The organism is Methylomonas sp. HYX-M1, assembly GCF_040741385.1.
Taxonomy (GTDB): Bacteria; Pseudomonadota; Gammaproteobacteria; order Methylococcales; family Methylomonadaceae; genus Methylomonas; species Methylomonas rhizoryzae.
Genome location: NZ_CP160405.1, coordinates 2,291,893 through 2,318,582, shown reverse-complemented (window position 1 = coordinate 2,318,582; position 26,690 = coordinate 2,291,893). Strand labels below are relative to the sequence as shown.

The 26,690-nt window shown below is 50.2% G+C and carries 28 protein-coding genes; 20 read left to right on the top strand and 8 right to left on the bottom strand.

Features of this window, described 5'->3' with window-relative positions; genetic code table 11:
• Positions 1-49 precede the first annotated feature (49 nt).
• Both AB0A83_RS10415 and AB0A83_RS10410 read left to right on the top strand, forming a co-directional pair.
• The gene (locus AB0A83_RS10415) at positions 50-718 is read left to right on the top strand and encodes a TMEM165/GDT1 family protein (protein ID WP_367154062.1); all 669 of its coding nucleotides are present in this window, start codon (positions 50-52) and stop codon (positions 716-718) included.
• Between the two features lie 32 nt (positions 719-750).
• The gene (locus AB0A83_RS10410) at positions 751-3,543 is read left to right on the top strand and encodes a PAS domain S-box protein (RefSeq protein ID WP_367156161.1); all 2,793 of its coding nucleotides are present in this window, start codon (positions 751-753) and stop codon (positions 3,541-3,543) included.
• A gap of 43 nt (positions 3,544-3,586) precedes the next feature.
• Here the strand turns inward: AB0A83_RS10410 and yjgA are convergent, their stop codons facing one another.
• Positions 3,587-4,132, bottom strand: coding sequence for a ribosome biogenesis factor YjgA (yjgA, locus tag AB0A83_RS10405; protein ID WP_150048206.1), 546 nt, complete (start codon positions 4,130-4,132; stop codon positions 3,587-3,589).
• A 634-nt stretch (positions 4,133-4,766) separates the two neighbouring features.
• Between yjgA and AB0A83_RS10400 the strand changes: the two genes are divergently transcribed.
• Positions 4,767-8,645, top strand: coding sequence for a DUF1631 family protein (locus tag AB0A83_RS10400; RefSeq protein ID WP_367154061.1), 3,879 nt, complete (start codon positions 4,767-4,769; stop codon positions 8,643-8,645).
• A 36-nt stretch (positions 8,646-8,681) separates the two neighbouring features.
• Here AB0A83_RS10400 and xseA read toward each other — a convergent pair whose 3' ends face one another.
• Genes xseA through AB0A83_RS10385 form a run of 3 tightly spaced genes read right to left on the bottom strand, consistent with a single transcriptional unit; the run spans position 8,682 to position 10,857 of the window.
• Entirely contained in the window at positions 8,682-10,019 is a 1,338-nt protein-coding gene (gene xseA / locus AB0A83_RS10395; protein ID WP_367154059.1) for an exodeoxyribonuclease VII large subunit, read from the bottom strand.
• Positions 10,016-10,429, bottom strand: coding sequence for a DUF6691 family protein (locus AB0A83_RS10390; RefSeq protein WP_150048203.1), 414 nt, complete (start codon positions 10,427-10,429; stop codon positions 10,016-10,018). Before AB0A83_RS10390 ends, xseA begins: the two co-directional genes overlap by 4 nt.
• The gene (locus AB0A83_RS10385) at positions 10,426-10,857 is read right to left on the bottom strand and encodes a YeeE/YedE family protein (RefSeq protein WP_150048202.1); all 432 of its coding nucleotides are present in this window, start codon (positions 10,855-10,857) and stop codon (positions 10,426-10,428) included. The genes AB0A83_RS10390 and AB0A83_RS10385 overlap by 4 nt, the downstream gene beginning before the upstream one ends.
• A 144-nt stretch (positions 10,858-11,001) precedes the next feature.
• Between AB0A83_RS10385 and dmeF the strand changes: the two genes are divergently transcribed.
• Positions 11,002-11,994 (top strand): CDF family Co(II)/Ni(II) efflux transporter DmeF, encoded by a 993-nt coding sequence (dmeF, locus tag AB0A83_RS10380; protein WP_150048201.1) that lies wholly within the window; start codon positions 11,002-11,004, stop codon positions 11,992-11,994.
• Here dmeF and AB0A83_RS10375 read toward each other — a convergent pair.
• Complete coding sequence (locus AB0A83_RS10375; RefSeq protein ID WP_150048200.1) at positions 11,980-12,405, bottom strand: HIT domain-containing protein; 426 nt, start codon at positions 12,403-12,405, stop codon at positions 11,980-11,982. The genes dmeF and AB0A83_RS10375 overlap by 15 nt on opposite strands.
• Positions 12,406-12,549: 144 nt before the next feature.
• On the opposite strand from AB0A83_RS10375, the gene AB0A83_RS10370 reads away from it, so the two are divergent.
• Together AB0A83_RS10370 and AB0A83_RS10365 are read left to right on the top strand one after the other, a co-directional pair.
• Complete coding sequence (locus tag AB0A83_RS10370) at positions 12,550-13,599, top strand: hypothetical protein (RefSeq protein ID WP_367154057.1); 1,050 nt, start codon at positions 12,550-12,552, stop codon at positions 13,597-13,599.
• A 130-nt stretch (positions 13,600-13,729) separates the two neighbouring features.
• Positions 13,730-15,691, top strand: coding sequence for a methyl-accepting chemotaxis protein (locus tag AB0A83_RS10365; protein ID WP_367154056.1), 1,962 nt, complete (start codon positions 13,730-13,732; stop codon positions 15,689-15,691).
• A gap of 99 nt (positions 15,692-15,790) precedes the next feature.
• On the opposite strand, the gene AB0A83_RS10360 is transcribed toward AB0A83_RS10365, so the two are convergent.
• Positions 15,791-16,129 carry a hypothetical protein gene (locus AB0A83_RS10360; RefSeq protein ID WP_367154054.1) on the bottom strand — a complete coding sequence of 113 codons (339 nt, stop codon included), beginning with the start codon at positions 16,127-16,129 and terminating at the stop codon, positions 15,791-15,793.
• The gene (locus AB0A83_RS10355) at positions 16,126-16,455 is read right to left on the bottom strand and encodes a hypothetical protein (RefSeq protein WP_367154053.1); all 330 of its coding nucleotides are present in this window, start codon (positions 16,453-16,455) and stop codon (positions 16,126-16,128) included. The genes AB0A83_RS10360 and AB0A83_RS10355 overlap by 4 nt, the downstream gene beginning before the upstream one ends.
• 12 nt (positions 16,456-16,467) lie before the next feature.
• Here AB0A83_RS10355 and AB0A83_RS10350 point away from each other — a divergent pair, with 12 nt between their 5' ends.
• The 14 genes from AB0A83_RS10350 (at position 16,468) to AB0A83_RS10285 (ending at position 24,952) form a co-directional block, all read left to right on the top strand.
• Positions 16,468-16,749: a hypothetical protein gene (locus tag AB0A83_RS10350; protein ID WP_367154052.1), complete on the top strand. Its 282-nt coding sequence runs from the start codon at positions 16,468-16,470 to the stop codon at positions 16,747-16,749.
• Between the two features lie 15 nt (positions 16,750-16,764).
• Positions 16,765-16,899 (top strand): hypothetical protein, encoded by a 135-nt coding sequence (locus AB0A83_RS10345; protein WP_367154051.1) that lies wholly within the window; start codon positions 16,765-16,767, stop codon positions 16,897-16,899.
• An 8-nt stretch (positions 16,900-16,907) separates the two neighbouring features.
• Entirely contained in the window at positions 16,908-17,099 is a 192-nt protein-coding gene (locus AB0A83_RS10340; RefSeq protein ID WP_367154050.1) for a hypothetical protein, read from the top strand.
• A complete protein-coding gene (locus AB0A83_RS10335; RefSeq protein ID WP_367154049.1) occupies positions 17,089-18,519 on the top strand; it encodes a replication initiation factor domain-containing protein in 1,431 nt (476 codons plus the stop codon). The genes AB0A83_RS10340 and AB0A83_RS10335 overlap by 11 nt, the downstream gene beginning before the upstream one ends.
• Positions 18,494-18,796: a hypothetical protein gene (locus AB0A83_RS10330; RefSeq protein ID WP_367154048.1), complete on the top strand. Its 303-nt coding sequence runs from the start codon at positions 18,494-18,496 to the stop codon at positions 18,794-18,796. The genes AB0A83_RS10335 and AB0A83_RS10330 overlap by 26 nt, the downstream gene beginning before the upstream one ends.
• A gap of 169 nt (positions 18,797-18,965) precedes the next feature.
• Positions 18,966-19,202 carry a hypothetical protein gene (locus AB0A83_RS10325; RefSeq protein ID WP_367154046.1) on the top strand — a complete coding sequence of 79 codons (237 nt, stop codon included), beginning with the start codon at positions 18,966-18,968 and terminating at the stop codon, positions 19,200-19,202.
• On the top strand, positions 19,199-19,417 hold the full coding sequence (locus tag AB0A83_RS10320) for a hypothetical protein (RefSeq protein ID WP_367154045.1): 219 nt from the start codon (positions 19,199-19,201) through the stop codon (positions 19,415-19,417). Before AB0A83_RS10325 ends, AB0A83_RS10320 begins: the two co-directional genes overlap by 4 nt.
• Before the next feature lie 117 nt (positions 19,418-19,534).
• Positions 19,535-21,097, top strand: coding sequence for a hypothetical protein (locus AB0A83_RS10315; RefSeq protein WP_367154044.1), 1,563 nt, complete (start codon positions 19,535-19,537; stop codon positions 21,095-21,097).
• Between the two features lies 1 nt (position 21,098).
• Entirely contained in the window at positions 21,099-21,431 is a 333-nt protein-coding gene (locus AB0A83_RS10310) for a hypothetical protein (RefSeq protein ID WP_367154043.1), read from the top strand.
• A 194-nt stretch (positions 21,432-21,625) separates the two neighbouring features.
• The gene (locus AB0A83_RS10305; protein ID WP_367154041.1) at positions 21,626-22,753 is read left to right on the top strand and encodes a zonular occludens toxin domain-containing protein; all 1,128 of its coding nucleotides are present in this window, start codon (positions 21,626-21,628) and stop codon (positions 22,751-22,753) included.
• A gap of 87 nt (positions 22,754-22,840) precedes the next feature.
• A complete protein-coding gene (locus tag AB0A83_RS10300) occupies positions 22,841-23,596 on the top strand; it encodes a DNA cytosine methyltransferase (RefSeq protein ID WP_367154040.1) in 756 nt (251 codons plus the stop codon).
• Between the two features lie 155 nt (positions 23,597-23,751).
• Positions 23,752-24,453, top strand: coding sequence for a hypothetical protein (locus AB0A83_RS10295; protein ID WP_367154039.1), 702 nt, complete (start codon positions 23,752-23,754; stop codon positions 24,451-24,453).
• A 54-nt stretch (positions 24,454-24,507) separates the two neighbouring features.
• Positions 24,508-24,705, top strand: a complete 198-nt coding sequence (locus AB0A83_RS10290; RefSeq protein ID WP_367154038.1) for a hypothetical protein — start codon at positions 24,508-24,510, stop codon at positions 24,703-24,705.
• The gene (locus tag AB0A83_RS10285; RefSeq protein ID WP_367154036.1) at positions 24,695-24,952 is read left to right on the top strand and encodes a type II toxin-antitoxin system RelE/ParE family toxin; all 258 of its coding nucleotides are present in this window, start codon (positions 24,695-24,697) and stop codon (positions 24,950-24,952) included. The genes AB0A83_RS10290 and AB0A83_RS10285 overlap by 11 nt, the downstream gene beginning before the upstream one ends.
• Positions 24,953-25,824: 872 nt before the next feature.
• Here the strand turns inward: AB0A83_RS10285 and AB0A83_RS10280 are convergent.
• Complete coding sequence (locus AB0A83_RS10280; RefSeq protein WP_150048197.1) at positions 25,825-26,688, bottom strand: pirin family protein; 864 nt, start codon at positions 26,686-26,688, stop codon at positions 25,825-25,827.
• Positions 26,689-26,690: the final 2 nt, after the last annotated feature.

Genomic DNA, 26,690 nt, shown 5'->3' with positions numbered 1-26,690 from the left:
AACGGGCCCAGGCAACTAGAGCTTTCATTATTTTCCGAAAAATCCACACATGGAATTGACGATCAATTGGTTCGGTTATTGGCATACGGCCGATATAAAGCAGGCGTTGTTTCCCATTTTTAGCAGTTTTGTCGTGATTGCAGCGGCCGAGATTGGCGATAAGAGTCAGTTGGTTTGCATGGTGTTGGCTTCGAAACATCGTAGCGCACCGGTATTTTGGGGAGCGGTTAGCGCATTTGCTACGCTAAACACCTTAGCCATATTGTTTGGCGCTGCTTTGGCGCAATGGTTGCCCGAGTATTTGCTGGCAGCTTGCGTAGCGCTGATGTTTGCCGGGTTTGGCTTACACGCTATTTTCGCTAACGCGGAGGAAGAACAAGAGGAGGTGGTCGAAATCAGCCGGCGCGGTATGTTTTTGACCACATTGACGCTGATTACGGTAGCCGAATTTGGCGATAAAACGCAGTTGGCAGTAGCGGCTTTAAGTTCCACGGCAGAGCCGTGGGCGGTTTGGACAGGCGCTACTCTAGCCTTGGCGCTTACCTCGGGTTTAGGCATTTTGGCCGGTAAAACCCTGTTGAAACGCATGCGTTTATCGTTGTTAAAAAAAATCAGCGGTATTATTTTTATCGTTTTGGCACTCAGCGCGGCTTATCGGGCGCTGATTTCGCTGCCGACTTGGGTTTGGGACAAAATATGTTTCTCGGCGTTTGTCTAGTGTAAGACTGAATCGGAAATTGGGTGGCACGCATGGTTTTTCCGCAATACCGATGGCAGGACGTATTGGGAATGGTATCGATGGCCGTGCTATATGCCGCATTAGGAAAATTAGTCTTAAATTACTTTTCGGCAGAAGGCAACGTGACGTTGGTATGGTTCCCGTCGGGCCTGGCTCTTGCCGTGTTGATTTTAAAAGGTCCGCGAGTTTGGCCGGGAATATTTGCCGGTGCGCTTGTCGCAGGCCTGATGGTCAACGACGGCTGGGGATTGAGCGCAGCCATAGCGGTGGGAAATACCTTAGAGCCGCTTTTGGCGACGTGGTGGCTGACGCACACGACAAAATTTTCTCCGGATCTTAACAAGCCGGAGCACTTTTATTATCTGGGCATCATCTCGATCTGCTGCAGCTTCATCAGTGCCAGCGTAGGCCCTGTGGCGATCATGAGCCAAGATCTATTACCCGTGGAAGCATTACCGATTGCATTGCTGCACTGGTGGATGTCCGACGTGTTAGGCGTAATTTCGGTGGTCCCGGTCCTGTTGGTTTGGCGCCAATGGCCCAAGGAATGGTTTACTCCGCAGCGATTGAAAGAAACCTTGGCTTTTTTGACGGTTTCCGTAGTAACGGCGCTGGATGTTTTTCTCGGCATGTTCCAGGCGCAACTGGGCGATCTTGCCCGCGATTACTGGATATTCGTCGTCATGTTCTGGGGGGCGACGCGTTTTGCTCGGCATGGCGTGCAATGGGTGGCGATTGTGACAGCAGTGACTGCACTATTGGGCGCTGCATCCGGTAACGGCTATTTTGCGCACGATTTTGAAAAAAGCGGCTTGGTCAACTATTGGTTATTCCAAATGGTGTTTTCGGCGTTGGGGACCTTGTTAGCGTTGATTTTGCACGATACCCGGCAGACCAGTGCCCGATTAGCCGCCAGCGAGCATAGGCTGCAATCGATTATCGACGTATCCCCGGTATCTTATGCGCTGATCGACGCAGAACAGCGCATCACCTTATTGAATCCGGCATTTATCTCTACATTCGGTTATACGGTTCGCGATATTCCGAGCTTGAGCGATTGGTGGGAAAAAGCCATTCCCGACAGCGCCAATAGAAATCGGATGCAACAATTGTGGGTAAAACGCTTAGGGAATGCCGGCCGGCCGGGAGTGGAGTTTGAGCCGGTAGAAATGGAAGTCAAGTGTAAAAACGGCGGGATCCGGCACGTGATTGCTACGACAGGCCAACTCAGCGGGGTATTCGAGAACGAGTACCTAACGATATTTTTAGACGTAACCGAGCAAACGCGGATAGGCAAGGCCTTATCCGACTCGAACGTTTTTTTAAATACGATACTGGAAACGTTACCGATTCGAATCTTCTGGAAGGACAAAGAGCGGCGTTATCAGGGGGCGAATAACCTGTTCGCGATGGATGCCGGCTGTGATTCGGTAGCCGAACTGGTCGGTAAAACGGACGATGATTTAGTCTGGTGGCAGATGGCGGAACGCTATCGAGCCGACGACGTGAGGGTCATCGAAACCGGTGAAAGCGCTTTCGCTTACGAAGAGCCGCAAATCAATAAGTACGGCGATTTAATATGGCTGCGGACTTCTAAGTTTCCGTTGCGCAATAGTAACGGCGATATTATCGGTTTATTGGGAACATACGAAGACATTACGATGCGTAAACGCATCGAAGATCAGCTCACCTGGCGTACCACTTTTCTGGAAGCCTTGCTGGATTCGTCTCCGGCCGGCGTTCTGGCGGTCGATACCCAAGGTAAAAAGTTGTTACAGAATCGACGTATCGCCGAGTTTTGGGAAATTCCTCCCGAAATAGCCGATGACGTTAACGACGAAGCTCAATTGGCGTTCGTCACCGATAAAACCAAACATCCCGATCAGTTTGCCGAGCAAGTCGCATATTTGTATGCGCATCCGGATCAAGCGAGTCGAGATGAGATTGAACTGATCAATGGTTTGGTCTTGGAGCGCTTTACCTGGCCTATTCTGGATAGACAAAACAATTGTTACGGGCGAATCTGGTATTTCAACGATATTACCGAACGACGCAACTCGGAGCGCAATTTGCTGCACAAGCAATATTACGAACGCGCATTGCTCGATAACTTTCCGTTCGTCGTTTGGCTAAAAGACCAAAACTGTAAATATTTGGCGGTGAACCGCCGCTTCATCGAAAGATACGGCATAGACGCCGACCAGGTAATCGGCAAAATGGATTTCGATCTTTTCCCCGGCCGGATTGCAAAAAAGTGTTATGAGCAAGATTGCGAAGTAATGCGTTCCGGTCAGCGCAGATACCGCGAAGAAAGTCTGTCGTTTAAAGGACAGGAGCAATGGCAGGAAATTTACCAAGCCCCGCTATTCGACGATGAGCGCAAGGTTTTGGGGACAGTCGGATTCGCGCGCGATATTAGCCAGCGTAAAGCGCATGAAGATGCTTTGAAATTAGCGGCTTCGGTGTTCGAGAACAGCAACGAGGCCATGCTGATAACCGATGCCGACAATAGAATTCTCAATATCAATCCCGCTTACGAAAATCTGACGGGTTATCGCCGGGAACATGCGATTGGCCGCATTCCAAACATTCTAGTCAGTGCAGAGCAGCAGGCCGGGATGCCGGAGGCCGTTGATCAAGCCATTTCCGCCACTGGAAAATGGCGAGGGTTGTTAGTCGCACGGCAAGCATCCGGAGAGCGTTACAGTCAAGAAGTACTGATCAACGCAATCTTCGATTCCGGCGGGCATTTGTTCCGCAAAGTGATTATTTTCTTGGAAAGAAAATCCACACCGCCGGCCTAGGAATGATGATGCACCGGTGCGTGTAAGCCGGAGGGTGCGAAGTCTAATGGGCGTTGGAAACCAGTTCTTTTACGTATTGATACAGCAAACGCGCCGATTTCGGTGGTTTGTTTTGCTCCAGCTCTTTCAGGGAATTGCGTTGCAATTGCCTGACATATTGCACGTCGGCATCCGGAAACTCATCGACAAGACGAGTCAGCTGTTCCTTGCCATTGTCGCTTAATAGCAGATCGCGCCAGCGTTCGGATTGGTGGTGTTCGCGAACAGCGTGAGCGCTTTTGTTGCTGATTCGATCCAAATGTTCTTTAACCTGATCCACCAATTCCAACTCTTTTAGTTGCGCGGTAATGTATTTCAGCGAGCGCTTACGGGCCGCCGTTTTACCCATCTTTGCAACGTCCAGCAGCGCCGATTCTATCGCTTCCGGTAAGCCGAATTCCCGAATTTGTTCCGGCTTATGTCGGCTTATCGCTTCCACCATGTCGAAAATCGCCCCCAATTCCTTTTTCAATTGGGTTTTGTTGGGGCGAATGGCGTAATATTCGACACTTTCCTCGCCGTCTTCGTCGAAATCCTCGTATTCAGTCATTTCTTAACAGAGTAATTAACAAAATTACAAAAGCAACCACTACGCTGAGCGGCAAAATTACACTAGGCCAATCGGCCGTCCGCGCTTTACTGTGGGTGATCGCCGATTTTGTTTTTGGCAACCACCAAAGAAATAGCGCTATTCCCAGCATTGCTATCAGCGCTTGTTCCGATAAGGACACATCCACCTCCAGCGGGATTTGAAGAAGTCATAAGCTCCGGAGAGCCAAGATCTTCCGTTTTGGAATGGGTTTAGTACCTTTCGTCACCACAGGCAACGGACATACCGACATGCGACTGGCGAATTCTATCAGACATTCCGTAAAAACTGCCGGCAATAGTGATGAGCTTGCTACAGGACAAAGATCAAAGTTTTTTCTAAACTCTACGGTAATCTGTCTGGCCGAGCGATAAAATACCCAGAGCCTGGATTCGGGTTTGGAACGGTAGTACTCTGTAGACGTCGTTGCGTTAACGTAACGGCTAATTCCAAGCGTATGGATAGACCATTTCAATAATTTTTTGAAAGATGAATAGGATTTTCCATTATCAATTTATGCAGAGCGACCGGCTTCAGTCAGCGCCGAGCGTTTAATCGCGCGACAGCCTGCTCGTATATGTTCAATTCGCAATGAATGTCTGATTTGGAATCTCATAGTCAACGACGCCACTTAAGGTATGCCATCGCATTACCTTCCATGCTCATCGGAAAAGATAAAGCGGTTCCGTGCCGGATCGTGGATTTCTGTATGGGCGGTTTTTTTCTGGAAGTCGATAACAGCGGCGATTATCTTAAAGCGTTGTCGGCAAAGCAGCGGGTGCTGGTAAGGTTTGTGGTTCAAGAGCACGATACCTTCGAAGTCGATGCGGAAATCGTGCATGTCAAACCGTCCGGTGTCGGTGTTGCGGTGGATCATATGCCGCCGTTGGCGTATAGCGCATTGTTGAAAGAATCAAGAACCGCCGGTAAATCGCAAAAGAGTGGCGGCGTTTCCAAATCGGCCAGAGAAGTCGAACAAGCCCATTGGGAGAAACGTTTCCTTGAGTTTCTAACCGCCAATATCCCGTTGTTGCTCAATGAATTTTTTCAGTCCCTTCATTCCAATATCGTTCTTTACAACAGTCAAAAGCTGTATTTTGCCAATCAGTCGCAGCTTGACGATTTCATTTCCGATTGGTCGGAAAGACGGCAAGCAATTATCGACGCGGTTTCCGAGTCGGTATGCAGTCAAGTCGAATTTATCGAGGAAAAAAAAGCCGTTAAAAATGACATTGTCATCGATAGCACTTCTATGCAGTTGGTCGATAAAAGCGAATTCGAAGATTGGTTGAATATCTCCGCCATCATCAGAGAATTGGATGCTCAATTCGAAGCAAGCCTCAACGCAATCAATTGGCAGCTGGCCCGTATCTACGGCCACTCGGTGGCTACATCAAGCAATCCGCTAAGACCTTCAGTGCTATGCGACAGTTTTCGTGAGCTGACTTTGTCGCTAAAAATGAGTAACGACTTGAACTTGATGGTATACAAAGTTTTTCACGCCACGTTGCGTTCGGGGTTGCCCGAGTTTTTTCATAAGGCACAAGACTTTTTACAAGGACAATCGGCCTTGGCCCGCGAGCTTCAGCCGGCTCCGGTAGTGGTCACGCGCGGATCTCAGCCCGTTTTCTACTTCGATAACGAAAATGTGGTACCAATAGAATTTTCATTAGCCAGCCAAGGGATAAATCCTGGCGCTACGGCCGGCGCTCGGCCGGCACAAGCGGTAACTGTCGGCGCCGGCCAGCAGGTATCGGAAGCGGTTTCCGCCAAACTGATCCACGCGTTACAAACCCTGAATCAGTTTGTCGCCTCGTCTACAACCCCAAGCACGCCGGCATCGGCAGCGCAGCAACCCGGCGCATATTACCCTCTGTCCGATTTAACGGCGGCTATCAATCGGCTTCAGCTCACTTTGCTGGCTAGTAATTTCGATTTTTCACAACCGATAGACTGCAAAGAAAAGCTCTCCAAATTGCTGGCTAATGCCGAAGGAGCGGCCAAGGCCTTTAGCGGTAGCAATACCAGTTGTATCGAGATGCTGGATCATTTCTTCGATGCCGTCGGCAGTTACAGCTATGTTTCTCCGCTGCTAAAACGTTATCTGAATACCATGCAATTACCTTTACTGACGCTGTGCCTGGAAGGTATCGATTTCTTCGGAGACGACGAGCATCCCGCACGCGAGGTTGTCAATCAATTGATGCTGCTGGACTCGGCAATACAGCGTAACAAAGCGGTGAAAACCGTTCGAGTCAAGGAGACGGTCGACGAGTTGATCGGCAAAATCGTCAAACAATCGACAGCCAATCCCGATACGTTTAAAGAAGTGGCGCACGAATTGAAATGGTTGGCAACCGAAGTAACCAAATCGACTCAAGTGGTGATCCATCGCTTGATCGAAGTTTACGAAGGACGGCAAAAGCTGGAATTTGCCAGACATGCCGTGCAACAAGCGTTGAATGAGCGTTTGTTGCAGGCCCGGATTCCGACGGTGATTGTGGAATTACTGGAGACGGGTTGGCAGCAATTGTTGACTGTCGCCGAACTGACCAAAGAACAGCGGCCGGAAGAACGCGCGGCCTATTGGGGCGTGTTGGACGATTTATTGGCTTGGTTCAACGCTGACGATGCCACCTTAACGATGAAGCGCAGCGATATACAGCGCACCCTGGGGATCATCGACGATAAGCTCAAATCGATCTTTGCCGACGCCCGGCTACACCATCAACTCATTTCCGAGCTTACCGTTACGTTATTGGGAGTAGGCGAAAACGCTGCTAGAAAGCCGGCTATGAAAGTGGGCTATCAACCTCAGCCAACCGAAATCGTCGATCCTTTCCCTACAGTAACCGATTCGTTTTTACTGCAGGTTAAACAAATGCATGTCGGCGATTGGCTATCTGTAACGTTGCAAGACGGCAGCAGTGAGCCGATGAAGCTGATTTGGATAGGCGAATTTCTGAAAAGATACGTATTCGTTAACCGCGAAGGATTGAACAAGCGCGAATTCAGTACCAACGAGTTGGCCGCCATGCTGCGAACTTACGCCGCCAAACCTATAGAAAACTTGGACGTACCGTTAATAGAAAGAGTGACGGAAGCGATGCTGCAAAACATGCATCAGCAAGTCGTCGCCAGCGCAATTACCGATGCGGTTACCGATACCTTGACTCGGGAAGAGTTTATCAAGCAATTCAAGCACGAAATTAGTAATTTAGGCCAGTCCGGGCATACTTTGTGCCATATCGAAGTTCAAGATTTCAGGTTGATCACCAATGTCTGCGGTTTAGCCGGCGGCGAACAATTACTTAAAAAAATCGCCGACTTGGCGCGCGCGCAACTGCCGGCTCATGACTTTTTGGCGCGTTTAGGCGAACAATCGTTTGCGGTATTGTTTAAAAATTGCACCTTGGACCAAGCATTCGGGCGCGCCACCGAGCTAGCCGATCGTGTGGCGGACAACCATTTTCAATGGCAAGACAACAGTTATGCCATAGGCGTCAGCATAGGCCTGGTGTTTTGCGATCAAAATAGTTTTGACGTCAGACAATTACTGCAACAAGCCGACTCAGCCAGCATGTTGGCGGAACAATCCGGGAAAAATCGGGTGCTGGCGTTTGCTTCGGACGACGAAGACATACGCCGTCAGAACAGTATTCACGAATGGATAGGCCGAATCGATCGAATATTTGCCGAAAACAGATTATTTACGCGCTGCCAAATGATTACCTCGATAGGGCAGAATCGAGGCCGGCATACGCACTACGAAATTTTATTGGGGGTAAGAGATGAGGAGGGGCGTATCATTCCGCCGGATACCTTCATACCGGCGGTGGAACGTTGTCAACGTATGCCTGAAATCGATCGTTGGGTGATCGAAGACGTGTTGGCATGGATCAATAATCGCGCCGACGAGTTTGGCCGCATAGACGGATTTGCGATCAACCTTTCCGGGCAATCGGTTAATAACGAAACTTTCCTGGAGTTTTTAGTGGCTAAATTGGCGGCTTTAAGCGACTTGATTGCGCAAAAACTCACGTTCGAAATTACTGAAACCGTCGCTTCGGAAAATATTGCATTCACTATTCGGTTTATAGAAACCATTAAGCAATTCGGCTGCAAAGTTTCGCTGGACGATTTCGGCTCCGGCTATTCCTCCTACGCCTATCTGAAAAACCTGCAAGTTCATTATCTGAAGATCGACGGGGCTTTTGTAAAGGATTTAGCCCACAACCAAGCCGACGTGGCCATCGTCCGATCAATGAACGAAATCGCTCATTCCCTGGGGCTGCAAACGATAGCCGAATATGTCGAGAATGCTGAAATTCAGCAAATATTGGAGGAAATAGGCGTCGATTACGGGCAAGGTTATCATATTCACAAGCCGGCTCCGCTTGCCGAGTTGACCATCATACCGGCACCCGATAATCCGTTGGATATGCTGAACGACGACCGGTTTTGGGAGATTTGATTTTTCTTTTGAGCGATAACGCCGCTAACTGCGCGATCAGCGTTGAATTTTTTTGACTTCGCTAACCACGCTGCCATTGGCAAAACGGGTGGTAATCAAATCGCTTTCCGCTAATTCGCCGGCGGACTTAACGATCTTATCCCGGGCATTTCTGACGATGGCGTAGCCTCGCTCCAAGGTCGCCAAAGGACTGACAGCGTTTAAGGTTTGGCTGGTTCCGCCTAGTATTTGTGTCAAAGTAGTCAATTTAAATGCCACGCGCTGCTGCAAACGCCTTTCGATGTTTTGCAGTTGTTGGTTTAAGAATAAGAGGTGCCGCGTCGGTTGTTGCCGGTAAAAGGCTAGCCGCGTCAATGCAAATTGCCGGCTTCGATAGCTTGTGCAATTTTGCATGGTCAAGGTCAGACGTTGCTCCAATTCGTCCAAGCGTTGCGCGTTGCGCTGTAGTTTTTCTCCCGGGTGTTGTATTTTCAGCGCCTTATTCAGCCAAGATAACTGCAGGATTAATTGCTGCAGTTTGCGTTGCCAACGCTGTGCAAGCTGTTGTTCCATATATTGAAAGCCGCTCAGCCATTCTTGTTGATGCGGAACTGCGTGTTCGGCGGCGGCCGACGGCGTGGCTGCCCTAAGGTCGGCCACTAAATCAGCGATGGTAAAGTCCACTTCGTGGCCGATACCGGCGATCACCGGTATTTTGCTGGCGGCTATAGCGCGGGCCACGCTTTCTTCGTTAAAAGCCCAAAGGTCCTCCAAACTGCCGCCGCCGCGCGCGACGATCAATACGTCGGCTTCCATGCGTTGGTTGGCCAGTTGTAAGGCGCGGCAAATCTCGCCTTTCGCAGCGTCGCCCTGGACGGCGGCCGGGTAAACTATCACGGGTACGGCGGGGAAGCGGCGCTTTAGTACGGTGAGTATATCGTGTATGGCCGCACCGCTAGGCGAGGTGACGATACCTATGGTACGCGGAATTAACGGTAAAGTTTGTTTGCGGGTTTCGTCGAACAACCCTTCCGCGTAAAGTTTGGCTTTTAATTTTTCAAATGCCAGCCGCAACGCGCCGTCGCCGGCTGGTTCGAGCTGTTCCACCACTAATTGATAGTCGCCGCGCGGCTCGTATAAACTCACTTGAGCGTTGACGACCACTAAGTCGCCGTTTCGCGGCATAGGGGTGAAACGGTTTTGTTGGCCGCGAAACATGGCGCAACGAACTTGTGCCTGCGCGTCTTTCAAACTGAAATACCAGTGACCCGATGCCGGAACACTGAAATTGGAGATTTCGCCCTGAACGGAAACGGTTAAAAAATGCTGCGCCAGCAAACGCTTGGCTTCCCGATTGAGTTCCGAAACGGTATAAACGGCGTCTTTAGCGGTCAAGGTTTACGGCCTAAAAAGTTTGCCACTCCAAAACCGGCGTAAATACCGAGCACCATGACAATCGCATCGGTATTGCCCAAACCGATGCCGGCAAAAGCCGGGCCGGGGCAGTAGCCGGTTAAGCCCCAGCCTACGCCGAATAATGCCGCTCCCATCAGTAAGCGCCGGTCCGGACCGGTTTTGTCGGTCAAATGAAAGCGGCTGGCAAAAATCGGTTTATGTTGTCTGAGCACCCAACGGAAACCCGTAACAGCTACGGCTAAGGCGCCCGCCATGACTAAAGCCAAACTGGGGTCCCAATTACCGCTTACATCTAAAAATGCCAACACTTTCTGCGGATTGACCATCTCGGAAAGGGCCAACCCGACACCGAACAGCAATCCGGCCAGGAAGGCAAACAACGCTTTCATGCTAAAACTCCCAGCACGTGACGCACTAAATAAACGCTTAATATGCCGGTCAGCATAAAAGTTAGGGTGGCAAGAATAGAACGAACCGACAATAAGGCGATGCCGCAGATGCCATGTCCACTGGTGCAACCGCTGCCGATGCGGGTGCCGAGACCAACCAGAAAGCCGCCGGCTGCGATCAAGGCCGATGAAGCATTTTGCCGAATGGGGAGTTGCGCATCGGTCAATTGAAACCAAGCGGCACTTCCCGCCAATAAGCCGAGCAAAAAACACGCGCGCCAATAGTAATTTGCCGGGTCGGGCTGAAATAAACCATTCATTATGCTGCTGACTCCGGCGATACGGCCGTTGCACCATAACAACAGAACAGCACTTAAACCAATTAACGAACCGCCTAAAAATGCGGAAAGCGGGGTGAAATTTTGCAAATTCCTTCCTCTTGATTGAAACTAGCGGGCTATTTTACGGTGGTTCCTCTGAGATTGCAGCGGCCGAGTGCAGCCGTCAACTAAGGAACTGCATGCATGGGTTAAAATCGAAATCCGGTTTACTTTGTTCGGTAAAGGAGCTTTATGCACGAACACCAAATCAGCAATTGGCAACATAGTCACGACTTTTCCCGCATTAACCGCAAGAGCGAAACGCGTACCCAATGGGTGTTGTTACTGACATTTGCGACGATGTTAGTGGAGATCGTGGCCGGGCTCAACTTTCATTCCATGGCGTTACTCGCGGATGGATGGCATATGGCTACGCATGTGCTGGCATTCATGATTGCTATTTTTGCCTATCGATACAGCCGGATACACGAAGGCGACCGGACCTTTGCTTTTAGTTCGGCGAAAGTCAGCGTCTTAGGCGGCTTTGCCAGTTCGGTGGCGCTTGCCGTAGTCGCTTTGATGATGATTGCCGAATCGGCGGAACGCTTGATCGTGCCGGAGCGGATTTTGTTCGACGAAGCCATTTTGGTCGCGGCTATCGGTTTAGGCATCAACCTACTAAGCGCTTTATTACTGAGTGATCACGGACACGCGCACGATCATCATAGCCATCATCACGCCCATTCCGACAAACACGAGCACCATCACCACCACGACCATAACCTGAAAGCAGCGTATTTGCATGTATTGGCGGACGCTTTAACCTCGATACTAGCGATAGTCGCCTTGTTGGCCGGCAAATATTACGGTTGGACCTGGTTGGACGCCGCCATGGGGTTTGTCGGGGCCGGCGTCATCTTGGTATGGGCTTGGGGATTGATTAAGGAAACCAGCCCGTTGCTGTTGGATCACGGCATAGACGAGCACTACTTGCAGGCCATTCAGTCAACGTTGGAAGACGATGGCGAGTGCATCGTTAGCGACATTCACGTATGGCGGATCAGTCCGTCGCACCATGCGGCCATCATCATGCTGGTGACGCAGGCGCCGAAGTCACCCACGTATTACAAAAATCTGCTGCGCAGCTTCGTCCATCTCGATCATCTCACTATCGAAGTGAACACCTGCAACGGCGCCGAATGTCGGCCGGAACAGCACGCATCTTGCCATTCACATCGTGAGTAAAGCGTGCCGCAAAGCGGTCTGTAATTGCATGACTCTGGCCGAACTTTGCGCAGCGCTGTAGGGCAGGGGAGGGAACTTACCCCAGATCGGTGCCGGCCAGGCCTTATCGCCGCGGTATCGCGCCACATGATGGATATGCAGTTGCGGTACTAAATTGCCGATCGCGGCGATGTTGATTTTATCGGGTTCGAATAAATGGTTTAGGGTCTCTGCCAGCATGCAGGACTCGGTCATCAGTTGTTGCCTGTCCACCTCCGCCAATTGGTAAATTTCCCTAACGTCCTCCCGTCTGGGTACCAGCACGCACCAAGGAAATTGACTGTCGTTGATGAGCAGCACTCGGCAAAGCGGAAAATCGCCGATCTCGATACTGTCTGTCTGCAATTGAGCGGCTAGCTGAAAATTCTCCATAACCATCGTATCGACCAGTTGAAAAAGGCTTTATTGTAACGCTTGAAGACCGCCGTAAAATGCGTTATGGTAATAAGTAAGCCTTTGAAAGGTAAATCGGATTTAGATATTTAGTTCAGATCACAAACGCAATAAAGGTGGAATATGTCTACCCCAAGCTACGTTTTCTCCGCTTCGTCCGAACGGGACGGGGCTTATATTTCGTTTCGATTTCTACTGGGTTTATACGCTATAGTTCCGCTCTGTTTGTTGACGATAGGTCTGGACAGTTGGCTGTTTAACCGAGAGTTACTCGATACGTTACCTAGCAGCCCCGGGCATTACCTGTTGTTCCAGATATTGTTCGGAACCCCGCATATTCTCGCCAGTAATCTATTACTGTTTAGCCATAAAGAGTATCGCCAGCGCTACCGCGGCAAATTGATCGGGATCACTTGTCTAATCGTGTTGGTATTCGGTCTCGGCAGTTTATGGCTATCGCATCATACCTTGTATTTATTTAGCGCTTGTTGGACCGTATATCACGTACTCAAGCAACAGCACGGTGTCGCCAAAGCGGTATGCCGGTTACCCAATCATGCGTTCTACCTGCAACTTTGGCTGGGCATAGCCGCCGGCATAGCCATTTATTTCGGCGTTTTTCTGAAAAACAGCCTGACGTCGGAACAAGCCCAATGGTGTGCGGATCTCGCTTGGATTTTCTGCGCGGCATCTCTTTGTAGCACTTGGTTTTGTCAGCGTTATGTCTCTAGCCAGTTGGGCTTGGCGTTTTTATGGGCAAATTGCTTGTTGGTGGTCGCAAGCTGTTTGGTTTATAGCCTAGGCTACTATTTTTTCGCGATTTTAATGCCGAGATTGGTGCACGACATTACCGCTTACAGCTTTTATATCAACCACGACATCAACCGACACGGTAGCCGTCCGGATAACGACTTGCACCGTCTGGCAAAAAGCATGAAATTGCCGGCGTGGTTGGTATTGCCCTTGTTGTCGTTCTTGTTAACTTTTATCTTGCAGGCCTACGGCGACAGTTGGATTAACGCAATCGCACAAACCTTGTTCGCCACAGAATGGCATAAGGCGATATCAATCGGCCTCATAGGTTATCTGGCTTTGATGCATTACTACACGGAATCGTTTCTCTGGACTAGCGGTTCGCCGCTTAGGCGTTATATTCGTTTCAACAGTCCTTAATCGCTTTTACGAAAAAACATAAATTTGTCGCTACGTCTCAAATTTAAGGCGTAAAGCGTCGTTGTCATATTTTTGTCATCTATCGGCAATAAATTGGCGGGCTCCCGTACTCTTGCGGCTTACGCTCCCAATGAAAATCAGTCAAATCTCCAAAATAGTCACATTGCTGCTGCTGGTGGTTTTAACAAGTTTCGGTTCGGCGGTAGTTTGGTCACTGAATCAATTGAATACGGCATTCGAGACAGTCGAGTTTTTCGGCCAACAGAAAAGTCGGATTTACAATGACATCAATCAACAGGTTTATGCCTATCTATATAGCGGTGACGCTACGGTTTTAACCGATTTGGAACGAAACATCGATGCGTTGAAGACCGAATTTCTCGGCCGCGACGCTTTGCCTGACACGGTAAAAAATCGCTTGGTAGAATCATTGACCCGGTTTGTCGACATCGCTTTACCGGAATTACGCGCGGTCGGCAAATTGGCCGAACCCCAGCTGTTGCTCATCAATAACGAACAACAGTTGGCGGCGCAATTGCGTGCATTATTGCGTTATGTGGAAAAAGCCGACTCAAGCATGTTGGATGTGCAAAAACGTTATTGGTTAGTCATTGGTCAGGCACAAACCGACTTGCAAGCTTTGGGGCGATTGCGCCAACGCTTTTTTATCTCGGGTGCTACTGCGCCTGACGACCGCTTGTTGAATCAGGTCAACGGCCTAAACGATTTGATCATGCAGTTGACTCAGTTACCCTCACTAAAGATCGCGCAAACGGCCGATACGTCGAATAGCGATACCGAACATTCTGATAGCGATTCGGACGCATTGCGCTCCGAACCGATAGCCGAAATTCGGTCGTTAGCGCAACGTTATGCAAAAGATCTGGACAATGCCAAGGCTTTGGTTGAGAAAAAAAGCCGGATTCAAACCAACATCGGGCAAGCAATGCAAGATTTCAAAGGGGTTGTTGCCGATTTGGAGCAAGACATAAACACACACTATCAAGACGTACAGCGCGTGTTATACAGCACGATGTTCGTTTGTACAGCGGTTATCTTTGGAATGTGTTGCGCCGCGTTATGGGGTATTCGGCATTTGGCTGGGGTTATAAGCCGTATGACCGCTTATTTAACTCACTTGGCCGACGGGGACTTAAGAACGACTTTTCAGGCTAAAGGAAGCCGAATCCGGGAAATTCTGCTATTGGAAGACTCGTTGGCCAAACTTTACGCCTATTTGAATTTAATGATTCGACAAATTGACGTCGAATCCGCTGCGATCCGCACTTTCGGCGGCAGCTTGGAACACGTGGCACTCAATTTAAAGAGCGTGATAGCCGATCAACAGCAAGCGACGGAAATGGCCGCTTGGCAGATGGACGATTTAGCCAAATCCTTCTGCTGCGTGGCCGAAAACGCCAACAAAGCTCAACAAGGGACGAATACCGCTCAATCGCTGATCAGCAAAGGAGTGGAAAGTATTCAAATGACCCAAAAGCAAATGGACGATTTGGCGGCCGTTATTCATAGCAGCGCCGAGTCGCTCGCACAATTGCAGGGCGACGCAAAGGCGATCGAAACGGTGTTGAACATGATACAAACCTTTGCAGAACAGACCAATCTACTCGCTTTAAATGCGGCTATCGAGGCCGCACGTGCCGGAGAGCATGGTAGAGGTTTTGCTGTAGTGGCGGAAGAAGTAAGAAATCTGGCGGCAAATACTGCAGCATCAGCTCAGCAAATTCAGGCTTTAGTCCATCAACTGGGTAAAGCTACCAATGCTACGGTGATTTTGATGGGGAACCAGCAGCAATCGGCGAATAAAACGGCTTATTCAATGCAAATGGTCGGAGAAATATTCAAAAATATTCAGGAAAGCATGGATAAAATTTACATGCAGAGTGGACAAATAGGCGAAGCGACGGTGCGCCAATCCGAGGTGATTCACAGTTTGGCGCACAACTTCGAACGCACGGCAACTTTGTCCAAACAAACTACGCAAGCTTCGGAATCGAATCTGGTCAGTGCATCGTCATTGACCGAGGTATGCGAACGTTTGCATCAGCTAGTCGCTAAATTTACCTTGAGCTAGAAATACTGCCGCCTTTTTGCATTTTGTTGTAACCGTAAGTTTCTGTTCAGCAGAATGCTCAATTTTGCGAAAGGCGTTAGTGAAATATCTCGATATTATTTAACATAATATACAGAATACGTCGCCTATCTTGCTCGTTAGAGTATTAAATGTTTGAAATACAATTACTAAGCTAGCGATCATTCCTTTCTTTTGAGAAATTTTTTCCCAAGCTTCGCGTACTGGGCCGTGGCTTCGTGCAATCGCGGTCGCTATAAGTAATTCGGCTCTATCTACTCCAAGAGCGTCGGCAATCTTGATGGCATTTTCTTCGGCGATTGCTCCTCTTTTTCTGATGTTTGATATAACCGATCTGTCGCACCCTAACAGGGCTGCACTTGCGTAATCGCTACCGGTTTTTTCTTTTAAGTCATCTAAGTATTCTGTAATTGATTTCATGGTTTTAAGGCCGTTTCTAAAGATATTGCTATTAAAATGATGGTTGTGACGTAAGGTATTAATTGCAATAACAAGCCAATAAAAGACGTTTTTTTTCTTTTCATTGGTTTTTCGTAAGCACTTAGGTCCATGTGGTCTAGGACTCGGTTATTCAGATTCTGTTGATTTTTTGAGTCTCTTTCCTTCACTGCATTGTGATACCACTCACGGTCTAGTAATCCCATAAATCCTCCTGTTTTAATAGCGACAACATTACGCTTGACATTATTTGCTTGCAATGATTTATTATTTACAACGTTGTCATATTGACATCGTTTTTTTAGCATTGAGGGCACCCAATGAACATAAGCGAACGCCACATAAAAGACGTCATCGATTACGTCGTTAATAGCTTTAGCCGTTACGCTTCGGAAACGGATTCCGTAGAAAAGTTAGAGCGGGAATACAGCTTGCAGCTTGGAAAGCTGGAAGGCATGAACTTATTAATTCCGATAGGACGCTTTACGGTCCACATTCAGACAGCGGAAATCAAACTATTGGCTATTCACGATAACGCTTTGACGGCGTTAACTCTTTCGGCGGTGGTGCCCGCTCCCTTGCCCATAGTGCCGCCGAAGTAGGGCAAGGGGGCAACCATGACTAAAATCCAATGCCCCGCCTGCCTGGGCCGCGGTTGGGTATTTATCGACCTCGGCGAAGTGACCTATTGCCGTTGCTGTAACGGCGCGCGCTTCATTTTCATCGATCCTGCCAACGACCTACCGTTTTAGGTGCAGCCATGGCCAATAAACCCAACAACCTCAAACCCTCCGACTTTTCCGAGTTCTGCTTAAGAACCTATGATGCCAGTGCAACCCTAATGGATTTCGAAGACTGGGCTGAAGTCTATAACGAAGTCCTGCGCCTGATCTGGTGGAATCCCGAAGTCGATACTGTAATCGCGATTGAAAGGGGGGCTGATGGCCGTTAATACCGACCACGTGCTAACTCCGGAGCAAGCACAAGAGCTTTTCGACGCCTTACCCAAGCGTCTACGCGACAAAATCAAACCGCCGCGCAAACTGACCATGGCGGAACGGGTTAAAGATTACGCGGCCAATGCCGCGCGTAGCGCCTCGATCACCCCGAAAAAATTCAGGACTAAGGCTTCGCTGCGCGCGCACATCGAGCGGAGCGAAGTGGGCGCGGGCGGCGCAAGCCTCCCCCCTATTACTAACAGGGGGGGAACCGATAGCTCCGCCTCTAGTGATCGCCTTCCCAGTATTGAAGCTAAAGAACTCTTAAAAGTTGAGGCGGTAGGCAAAGGCGCAAAGGTCGTATTTGTACGTGTGCCGCGTCCCGATAAAGCGTTTAACGGTCGCCATTCCTTCGTTGACTGGGTTAATTTCACATTCAAAAGCTGCGCCTTTCCGTTAGACCTTCACACCGGTCATGTTGCGCTGACCGATCACGATTATGTGATGGCACTATCCGCGCAACTGTTCGATGTGTTCGGCTTCGGCGTCACGCATCAACGGGAAAATGGCCTTAACTTTTACAAGCACGCCTACGACTTGGGCGAAAACGGTTGGGGATTCGTCTGCATCGGCGGCCAGCGTGATTCGATAAGCGTCACTGTCAAAGGCCAAGGCTTAATGGCCGCGCGTGAAGGCTGGGAACAACGTCTATACGACTTGTTGCAACGCATACCGGGTGCCAAACTGACCCGGATTGACCTAGCCGCCGACAACTTTAATAGCGACACGTCGCTAGATGATTATCTCGCCATGTACCACGCCGGCCTGTTTTCTAATCGTTCCCGGCAACCCAACATCGAACAGGCGGGCAACTGGATTAACCCAAACGGCAAAGGCCGCACGTTGTACATCGGCAATCGTCAAAGCGGCAAGCTGCTTCGCATCTACGAAAAAGGGCTTCAACTGGCAAAGGGCTTCCACGAAAAGTATCCCAACTGGGTACGGGTAGAGCTGGAATTAAAAAACGACGACCGCATCATTCCCTTCGATGCCTTGCTGCGTCCGGGTCAATACCTTGCCGGCGCATATCCGGCCCTTGCGCGATTCCACCAGGTCCAAGAGCGCGTTAAAACCTACAAACGGCAAGCCGAAAGCACCTTGATTAAGGCGCTGGAAGTCACGCGCCACCAATTCGGGCGTTACATCTGGGCCTTGGTTGAGTTCTATGGGCCAGAAACCGCTCTGCAAAAACTCACGCACGGTAAGGAGGAACTACCCAAGTCTTTAGAAAAAGTCCTGGGTTACCAAACCGGCTGCGACGAAAGCGAATGCTTGCACACCGAACAAATTCACTTGGAAACCGACATTAGGATTCCGTTTTTAAATCACCACCAAGGGGAGATATACCATGCAAATGCGGGTAATGGGCTATAAGCACAGTAAAGGCGACTTCAACGGCCAAGCCTACGATTACGTCACGATCTACTGCGTCGCCAAACTCAAGTCTAGCGACAATCAGCGCGGCTTTGCCGGAATCGAAATGCGCGGCGAACCGCAACTGTTAGAAAAAATGCAGAAAATCAATTTTTCCGGTCCGGTCGTCTGCGAGGTACAAACCGAAACCGTCGCGATAGGCAAGGGCGCTTATACCGAAATGGTAACCATGGTCACGCCGTTAGACAAAAACGGCCAAGCCGAACCGGTTAAGTAAGGCCGCCGATATGCAAGCGCACCGACCGACACGGCAAGAACTCAACCACCTACGCCGCAAGGCTAATCGCTATTGGCGTAGACACAGAACTAGGACCAAGGCCAGTTTCACGGGTTTCGATCCGAACAACAAAGGCCATTTCCTGATCGAATTAGCGGAGTAATCCCTAATGCCAAACCTCGTCCCCGTCTGCCCGGAAACCATAACGGTCGATGTCAATGGCGCGTTGCAATGCTCGCAGCCCTGGCAAGCGGTTGAACAGCCTTTGCCGTTCGACTTCGCCCAAATCGATCCGTTGACGTTTGCTGAGTGTATGGGGGCGGGGTTTTCCATCTCGTTGCCTGTCCTGGTGTTTGCCTGGGGCGGGCGTCTTATTTATCAACAAATTACAGGTAAAAAACCATGAAAAAATCTACTTTAGTGACCTTGGCAGCGGTCTTTACATCATTGTTAGCCGCTCCGGCCTTTGCTGAAGGCGAAACGGGTCTTGCGGCGTTAACCGCGTCCGTCGATCTGTCGGCGATTAGCACCGCGATGGCCACCGTGTTCGCCGGCATGATTACCGTTGGAATTTTCCTGAAAGGCGGATCAATGATCGCTCGCCGCCTGGGCTGGCGTTAATCTCAACCGTGCCGCCCTCCGGGGCGGTACACCTTAACCGGGTGAGGCCATGGAACATTTCTATTATTTCGCGGCGTTCGTCGTCGGTCTATACCTGCCGTTCTATATCTTCAAGTTATGATTAGAATCGTTCTTGTCTTGTTGCTGCTGGGTCAATCCATGTCCGCGCATGCGGTCGCAGTTATATGGAAAAGCGGGCGTTCTATTCTAGTCCGCACCCCTTCGGGTATCGTGGCGAAACCGGGGCTAGCGACGTTGTTGCAAAACGTGCCCGATTATGTCGGTGGCGCAATCAGTAAAGCCACCAATCCGATTAGCGTCGCCGGAAAAACCGTAACAGCCAACGTGAGCCGCGCCATAACTCCCGCCAATCTTTCAAAAGCAGTCGGCGTAGCGGGTCGCATGAATCCGGCTGTTTCGGCTGCAACTCTTGCTATTCTTGGTATTTCATATGCTTTAGACCCGGAAACTCAACTTCCGGCCGAAGAAGTCCCTGGTGACACGAAGCCCCAAACAGTCGATGAGAAAACGCCAGATTCTTATGTTGACGTACAGTATCCTCCTCGTCAGCAATGTGGTGGTAAGCGTTACTATGATTCAATATCTGAAGCGGCAGCGGCGGCAACTTGCGATTGTCAAGCGGCATATAACACGACGGATTGCAATATTACTGAGCTGGTCGTATCTCCAAGCTTGTCTACAAGATATGCATTTAAAGGGTATTTTCGTGGCAGTGTAACCTATTGGTTTACGACTACCATGCTAATTGAAGATTGCTCTGATTTTCCCGGTTATCATTGGGATTCAGCGTCTCATACGTGTAAATCGAATCCGCACTGTCCGGATGGGTATACCTATTCAAGTGATGTAAATCAGTGTGTAGGCCCTAATCAGTGGGAGCCTATCCCGTCTGATGAAATAGCGCAAGATGCGCAACAAAAGCTCTCGCAAGATCCGGCTAAAGCGGTCCCGCTACTGGAACATTTATTAGAGCACGATATAGAACCCGAATCTGAAGACACTATAGCCGATGATCCCCTGCCCGATTCTATCCGCGGCGACCGGACAGTCAAGCACGCTAACGGTACTGATCCTGCAACCGGTGATCCAACCACCACTACGGAAACGACAGAAAAGACTATCGAGTTCCAGAAAGCGGATGCAAACAAAGTTATTAACATCACCGAAAACACTACGGTAACGACAACCACCGTTAACAACGTGACGAATAACGTGATTAACAACAACGTGGTGAATAACGTCGTTAATGGCTCCGGCGATCCGGTAGGTGACGGCGGAACCGATACCGACACAGACAACGGCACCGAACAACAACCGATAGAGTGGGGTAACTTCTCCGGCCAATCCCCGGGAGACGGAGTAGCCGACGGCAAAGCCACCATAAAAGACGCGTTATCAACCGCCTGCGGTGGCGACTGCACCAACGGCCCTGCGGAAACCATAAGCGACAGAATCACAGCGTTCAAAACCAAGTATGCCTTAAGCATGGGCGCATCTGGCGAATGCCCTGCCTTAATCGCCGATTTATCAGACCAAGGTTACGGCAACCACAACGTAACCGGTCATTGCGATTTGATCGAGAACAATCGCGGCGCGATTGCCACCATCTTTAACATTTTGATCGCGATAGCGTTCTTGTTGATTATTTGGAGCGCCTAACATGGGTCAAATCGTTTCCGACTTCTTCGCAAAGCTCATTGAATGGATCACCTACGGCGCGGAATATTTTGCCGGGGTGATTGCCGGCTTGTTTGAAGCCATGCTTTCGATTATCAAAAACCTGCTGTTTTTGCTGTTTTCCGCCTTGATGACCATTGTTGAAGGTGTCATTGACGGTTCAGGAATCTCGACCTACCTGGGAAAAGTCAACACCAACTACACCGGGGCGCTAGGCTATTTCCTGGAACTGTTCCAAGTCCCGCAAGCCGTCGCCGCGTTGGGGCTGGCGTATTTAATTCGATTTGCGATTCGTCGTCTACCGGTCGTTGGTTAACGCTCGAATCGAAACAATCGGGATTTTGCACGCGGACTCAGGCAGTACCCTTAGAGATTCTTGAATTCCGCTTTAAAGCGGAATTTTAGAAGCTCTTAGGGGTTCGCCGCAGGCCGCATGCAAAATCCCGAACTCAACCCCGCAGGGCCAAGCGCAGCGCGGAGGCTTTTAAACATCACCCGCAAGGCGGATCCATGGCAGGTATAACAGGCATAACCGGATTACCGGGTGGAGGCAAATCGTACACCGCCACCGAACTATTCCTATTGCCAGCGCTAAGGGAAGGGCGGCCAATCGTGACCAATCTACCTCTACAAATGGACGTGATAGCCGGCCAATTTCCGGCCGCAACTATCCAGTTTATCGACTTCGAGCAATTCGACTTCAAGTTAAGCAACCTCCCGGCGGGCTGCTTACTGGCCATAGACGAATGTTGGCGCAAATGGCCGCAAGGCAAGCAAGCCAAGAACATCGCGGTCGATGAACTAGCGGTGTTTAAAGAACATCGCCACCACAGCGACCAAAACGGGCGGTCGATGGATATTGTATTAATTACCCAAGACGTGGCCGACTTGGCTAAACCAATCCGCGACCTGATAGAAACGACCATAATCAGCGTTAAGCACCTGGATTTAGGCCGCGAAGATGCGTGTATTCGTTGGTATTGCAAGCGCGGCGCATCGATCACCAGCGACGGTAAGCCGCCGAAGAACGCGGTTATCCGGTCTGAAAACGTTAAATACAAGTCCGACGTGTGGCAATACTACAAAACCCATATGCACGCCCAAGGTGGGGCGGTCAACGAAACCCGCATCGTAAAAAGCACTGTGTTTGGCTCGTTCGCGTTCAAAGCCGGGGCCATCATCGCCGGCTTGGCGGTCGCCGTAACCATCTGGTCATTTATCAAAACCGGCGAAAACGTTAAAAAAGCCACCACCAAAAAAGAAAGCGCAAACCAGCAAATACAGCAAGCCACCAGTGTACCGACCGCACAGCCAGCGAGTACACCGAAACCCGATACACGGCCTTATAGTGCCGAATGGCGACTAGCCGGCACGCTGGAAAATTACGGCGGTAGGGGGCATACGTTGTTTGTCCTGGTCAACTCAGTCGGTCGTATCCGCAAGATAACCGATACCTGGTGCAAATGGGTCGGCTATGAGCGTGAATGCGAAGTTGATGGTGAAATCGTCGCCAGTTATACCGGCACCGCTAAAGCCAGCTACAGCGGCTCGGAACCGCCGCAACGCGTCGTTCATCCCGTCGCAGTCTCCAGTGTTCCCAAGTCCGAAGAGCAACCTTATGTGTTCGGTCTTGAATAACGTTACCGACTAGGTACGAAACGACCTCGACAAGTAACGCCGTTCCCGTTACTATCCGGATCGTGTTCATGCCGGCGGGGTAACGTTATGCTGGTTCTATCTTTATTTCCCGGTATCGGGTTGCTAGATCGCGGTTTTGAAGATTCCGGGTTTTGCGTCGTTCGCGGTCCTGATTTGATCTATGGCGGCGACATACGCCGCTTTAACGTCCCGTCAGGCCGGTTTGATGGTGTTATTGGCGGTCCGCCTTGTCAGGATTTTTCCAAAGCCCGACGGGATCGGCCAAGCGGTGAGGGCGTCGAAATGTTGGATCATTTCCGCCGGATCGTCATTCAAGCGCAACCGGCATGGTGGTTGGCTGAAAACGTGCCGGGGGTGCCTGATATACGAATCGACGGCTACCGGTGGCAACGCCTTGACCTTAACGCCTCTGATTTCGGCATGCAACAACGCCGTTTGCGTCATATTCAATTCGGATCGCGCGACGGATCGACGTTACTCATTGATCGTAAAAAGCAGCCAGCGAGTAACCCTACCGTCTTAGCCAACGATGATCGGCCATTGTCGGAAATCGCAGAATTACAAGGCTTGCCGCCGGGCTTTGACATACCGGCCTTTACGCGTGGCGCATTGACAAGAGCCATCGGTAACGGCGTGCCTTACGGCATGGCGTTGGCCTTGGCGCGGGCCGTTTCCAATCGGCAAAAAGATGTGAAGCAGTGCGCCTGTGCGTGCGGTCGACCGGTATCGGGTCGCAAGCGTTATGCTACCGGCGCTTGCCGTAAGCGGGTTTTCGACAGGATGAAATTTGGGCAAAGGGAATCGATACCCGCCGGCGGCTAGCACAGCTCCGAGCACGCCGCCGGCGTTAGAATGTGTTTGGTCTTGAATAACGTTACCGAGAGCGCATTAATTTAAGTAACGCGTTACCAAAACTCTTGACTTAATTATGGTAACGCGTTACTATAATTCAACTTTTGAGTAACCGGGTTACCGCCATGATCGACCACGCCGACAAACAAACAATTGATTTATTTGCCTCTAAGCGCCCCGTGGGACGCCCATCTACCGGGCAAGCCAAGAGCCGCGCGGAAATTCAACGCGCGTATCGTCAGCGCAAAAGTCTTGCTAATTCGGTTGATCTGGCTAAACCGGCAGACGACAATAAACGTAACGTTACTGAAATTGCCGTTTCCTCTGATGATACTTACAAGGCTATGGCAAATCGGATTCGGCGTTTGCAGTTCGAAGTCCAAGGCTTACAGTCAAAGTTGCTTTCTGCCAATGCTGCTCATCGCAAGCTTTCCGATGTGTCTGATGAGCTGATAGCGGAGCGCAAGAAAGTTTCTCGACTTGAGGCTGAGCTTAGAGCGACTGAATTTTTAAATAATGGTAACGCGTTACGAAAATCCAATGGCAGGTTCTGTGCTCAAGGTTGGCGGGTTCATAAGCGCAAATTGCATTTTGACGTGAACACCAAGCGCAGTTATTTTGTTTATGGGGATAGGTACTATTTGCCCGATGAGCTGGATTGTAGTGCTTTTAATGGCGTGACTGTTGATGTGATCCAGTATGGCTCTCCGGGCGATGGGTATCGTTTGGATAAATTGTATTTGTACTTTACGCCTGACCAATCTGTCTCGCTGGATTTGGCTTATGGTGGCTCTGGTCGTCTTGTTTGTTGTTTGCCGGCGGGGTAACGCGTTACCATAAACCTGTTACCATAAATCCATCCAAACCCAAAAAGGTGGCTTATGATCGAACTACCCGCACCCATCGAAAGCCGGCTAATGGAAGCCGCAAGGCTAGCCGGCTTAAATGTCCCAGCTTTCCTGGACAACCTGCTTTCTGAATACCTGGAAGACGCTCTGGACGTGAAAGCCGCTGAACTTGCTTTGAAAGAAGAGGGCGAAGTATCCCATCAAGAACTGAAAGCAAAATATGGCCTATAGCATTGCCTATAAGCCATCGGCAGAAAAATCCCTTTCCCGCTTACCGCTAGATGTTTGCCGCCGACTGCTTGTTGCTATTGATAACCTTGCTGAAAATCCCCGGCCATCGGGCGTAAAGAAACTACAATCGCCTATCGATCTTTACCGTATTAGAGTCGGCGATTACCGTGTTATTTACATTATCGAAGACAGTAAGCTCAAAATTCTGGTGGTGGCCGTTGGTCATCGCTCGGACATTTACAGCTAATCGCCGGATGATCACATTTCTAGCGACCGCCCAGCTTTAGCAGGGCGGTTGCGTCAGAACACCCTTCGCCCCGCTTGCCACCCACTAATGACCGCCGGCGATAACTTGCCTGGTCTGTTTTGCTATTCTGAACCCGCAAATGACTTGGTATGGCGCTGGCTACCGTGCCGGGAAAAGTAGCGCCGCTGGCCACACTCAATACACCGCGGGAGACTGTAACCGGCGCGGAACACGCAAACGCAGTGCAGCGGTCACGACTTTGAAGAGCACGACTTCGAAGAAAATGTTATGACATTGCGGGTAGTGTGTGCGCTCACGGTACTGCAGTTATTTTGCCTTTCTAGTATGCGGAGTGTTTCTGCTCGGTCTTTTTTGGCGGATATGTATAGGTATTGAATGCTTTTGATTTCATACCACCACACGTGATCACCGTCTGGTGATGTGATGCAACCGTCTTGCGCCAATCGAAATCCGCTCCAGTGTTTCCCTAAAAAGTCTAATCGACCACTGAATAGCTGTAGGCAAATGAAAACCGCTCGTGGCGGCTGAATGATGCCTTTTTCCCAATTTGAAACCGTTCTCTTGTTAACTTGGAACACCTTGACGCAATCGTCAATGGTGTATCCGGCCCATTGTCGCCATTGTTTAAATGAACTCTTGTCATCAACAAAAACATACGTCATGGTTTTGACTCCTTGTTTCAAAACCATCTAAATGAACAACATTTATGCCATTCGGAAAAATTTTCCTGTAATACGCAATTTGACATAATATACATTATGCGAAGTATCGCGCTAAAAACTGGTTCAAGGCTTGTGATCTCCTCGGCATTACCGTTTCAGCAGCATTGGTGCATTACGCCCACGGTTTTCTCACAAGCGTCCGGCCCGATAATCGGCAAACGCTGTTTCTATTTCTTCGGCAGTGTTCATCACGAACGGGCCGTGCTGTACGATGGGTTCGCGCAGCGGCCGGCCGGCAAACAGGAGCGCTCTGCCGCCGGTAACGGCTTTCAGCATCACTCCGTCTGAATCTGGTCGATTGGCCAAAATCGCCAACTGTTGCGCGGCAATTTTGCGTTCCGCAATCAGCATTTCGCCGCGGTAAACGTAAACGAAGGCGTTGCGGTCTGCTGCTAAGGGTTGCGAAAATTCGCCGCCCGCCGGCAAATGCAGGTCCAAAATCAAGGGTTCGGTCAGCGGTTTTTGCACCGCGCCCGCTTGACCGTGACTGGTGCCGGCGATGATTCTCAGTTTGCCGCCGCCAGGCCATTCCAGTTCGGGAATCTCTTCGCTTTGCACGTCGCGGTAGCCCGGCGCTTGCATTTTGGCGGCAGCCGGCAGATTGATCCACAATTGTACCCCTTCCAACACACCGTCTTGCTGCTCCGGCATTTCCGAATGCACAATGCCGCGTCCGGCCGTCATCCACTGAATGCCGCCGCTTTTTAGCAAACCGCTGTGCCCGGCGTTGTCGCTATGCCGCATGCGACCGTTCAGCAAATAAGTCAGGGTTTCGAAACCGCGATGCGGATGTTCCGGAAAACCGGCAATATAATCGCCCGGCCGATCGCTACCGAACGCATCCAACATCAGAAACGGATCCAGCCGCTTATGCAGACCTTGTCCGAACATCCGGGTCAGTTTGACCCCGGCGCCGTCGGCAGTAGCCTGCCCCACTACCAATTGTTCTACGGTTCTGGAGTTTAGAACCGGCGTCAAGTGTTCAACGTGCATAA

Coding starts and splice junctions, on each gene's coding strand:
- AB0A83_RS10415 (WP_367154062.1), top strand. CDS start 50: ATGGAATTGACGATCAATTGGTTCGGTTATTGGCATACGGCCGATATA.
- AB0A83_RS10410 (WP_367156161.1), top strand. CDS start 751: ATGGTTTTTCCGCAATACCGATGGCAGGACGTATTGGGAATGGTATCG.
- yjgA (WP_150048206.1), bottom strand. CDS start 4,132: ATGACTGAATACGAGGATTTCGACGAAGACGGCGAGGAAAGTGTCGAA.
- AB0A83_RS10400 (WP_367154061.1), top strand. CDS start 4,767: ATGTCTGATTTGGAATCTCATAGTCAACGACGCCACTTAAGGTATGCC.
- AB0A83_RS10390 (WP_150048203.1), bottom strand. CDS start 10,429: ATGAAAGCGTTGTTTGCCTTCCTGGCCGGATTGCTGTTCGGTGTCGGG.
- dmeF (WP_150048201.1), top strand. CDS start 11,002: ATGCACGAACACCAAATCAGCAATTGGCAACATAGTCACGACTTTTCC.
- AB0A83_RS10375 (WP_150048200.1), bottom strand. CDS start 12,405: ATGGAGAATTTTCAGCTAGCCGCTCAATTGCAGACAGACAGTATCGAG.
- AB0A83_RS10370 (WP_367154057.1), top strand. CDS start 12,550: ATGTCTACCCCAAGCTACGTTTTCTCCGCTTCGTCCGAACGGGACGGG.
- AB0A83_RS10365 (WP_367154056.1), top strand. CDS start 13,730: ATGAAAATCAGTCAAATCTCCAAAATAGTCACATTGCTGCTGCTGGTG.
- AB0A83_RS10360 (WP_367154054.1), bottom strand. CDS start 16,129: ATGAAATCAATTACAGAATACTTAGATGACTTAAAAGAAAAAACCGGT.
- AB0A83_RS10355 (WP_367154053.1), bottom strand. CDS start 16,455: ATGCTAAAAAAACGATGTCAATATGACAACGTTGTAAATAATAAATCA.
- AB0A83_RS10350 (WP_367154052.1), top strand. CDS start 16,468: ATGAACATAAGCGAACGCCACATAAAAGACGTCATCGATTACGTCGTT.
- AB0A83_RS10345 (WP_367154051.1), top strand. CDS start 16,765: ATGACTAAAATCCAATGCCCCGCCTGCCTGGGCCGCGGTTGGGTATTT.
- AB0A83_RS10340 (WP_367154050.1), top strand. CDS start 16,908: ATGGCCAATAAACCCAACAACCTCAAACCCTCCGACTTTTCCGAGTTC.
- AB0A83_RS10335 (WP_367154049.1), top strand. CDS start 17,089: ATGGCCGTTAATACCGACCACGTGCTAACTCCGGAGCAAGCACAAGAG.
- AB0A83_RS10330 (WP_367154048.1), top strand. CDS start 18,494: ATGCAAATGCGGGTAATGGGCTATAAGCACAGTAAAGGCGACTTCAAC.
- AB0A83_RS10325 (WP_367154046.1), top strand. CDS start 18,966: ATGCCAAACCTCGTCCCCGTCTGCCCGGAAACCATAACGGTCGATGTC.
- AB0A83_RS10320 (WP_367154045.1), top strand. CDS start 19,199: ATGAAAAAATCTACTTTAGTGACCTTGGCAGCGGTCTTTACATCATTG.
- AB0A83_RS10315 (WP_367154044.1), top strand. CDS start 19,535: ATGATTAGAATCGTTCTTGTCTTGTTGCTGCTGGGTCAATCCATGTCC.
- AB0A83_RS10310 (WP_367154043.1), top strand. CDS start 21,099: ATGGGTCAAATCGTTTCCGACTTCTTCGCAAAGCTCATTGAATGGATC.
- AB0A83_RS10305 (WP_367154041.1), top strand. CDS start 21,626: ATGGCAGGTATAACAGGCATAACCGGATTACCGGGTGGAGGCAAATCG.
- AB0A83_RS10300 (WP_367154040.1), top strand. CDS start 22,841: ATGCTGGTTCTATCTTTATTTCCCGGTATCGGGTTGCTAGATCGCGGT.
- AB0A83_RS10295 (WP_367154039.1), top strand. CDS start 23,752: ATGATCGACCACGCCGACAAACAAACAATTGATTTATTTGCCTCTAAG.
- AB0A83_RS10290 (WP_367154038.1), top strand. CDS start 24,508: ATGATCGAACTACCCGCACCCATCGAAAGCCGGCTAATGGAAGCCGCA.
- AB0A83_RS10285 (WP_367154036.1), top strand. CDS start 24,695: ATGGCCTATAGCATTGCCTATAAGCCATCGGCAGAAAAATCCCTTTCC.
- AB0A83_RS10280 (WP_150048197.1), bottom strand. CDS start 26,688: ATGCACGTTGAACACTTGACGCCGGTTCTAAACTCCAGAACCGTAGAA.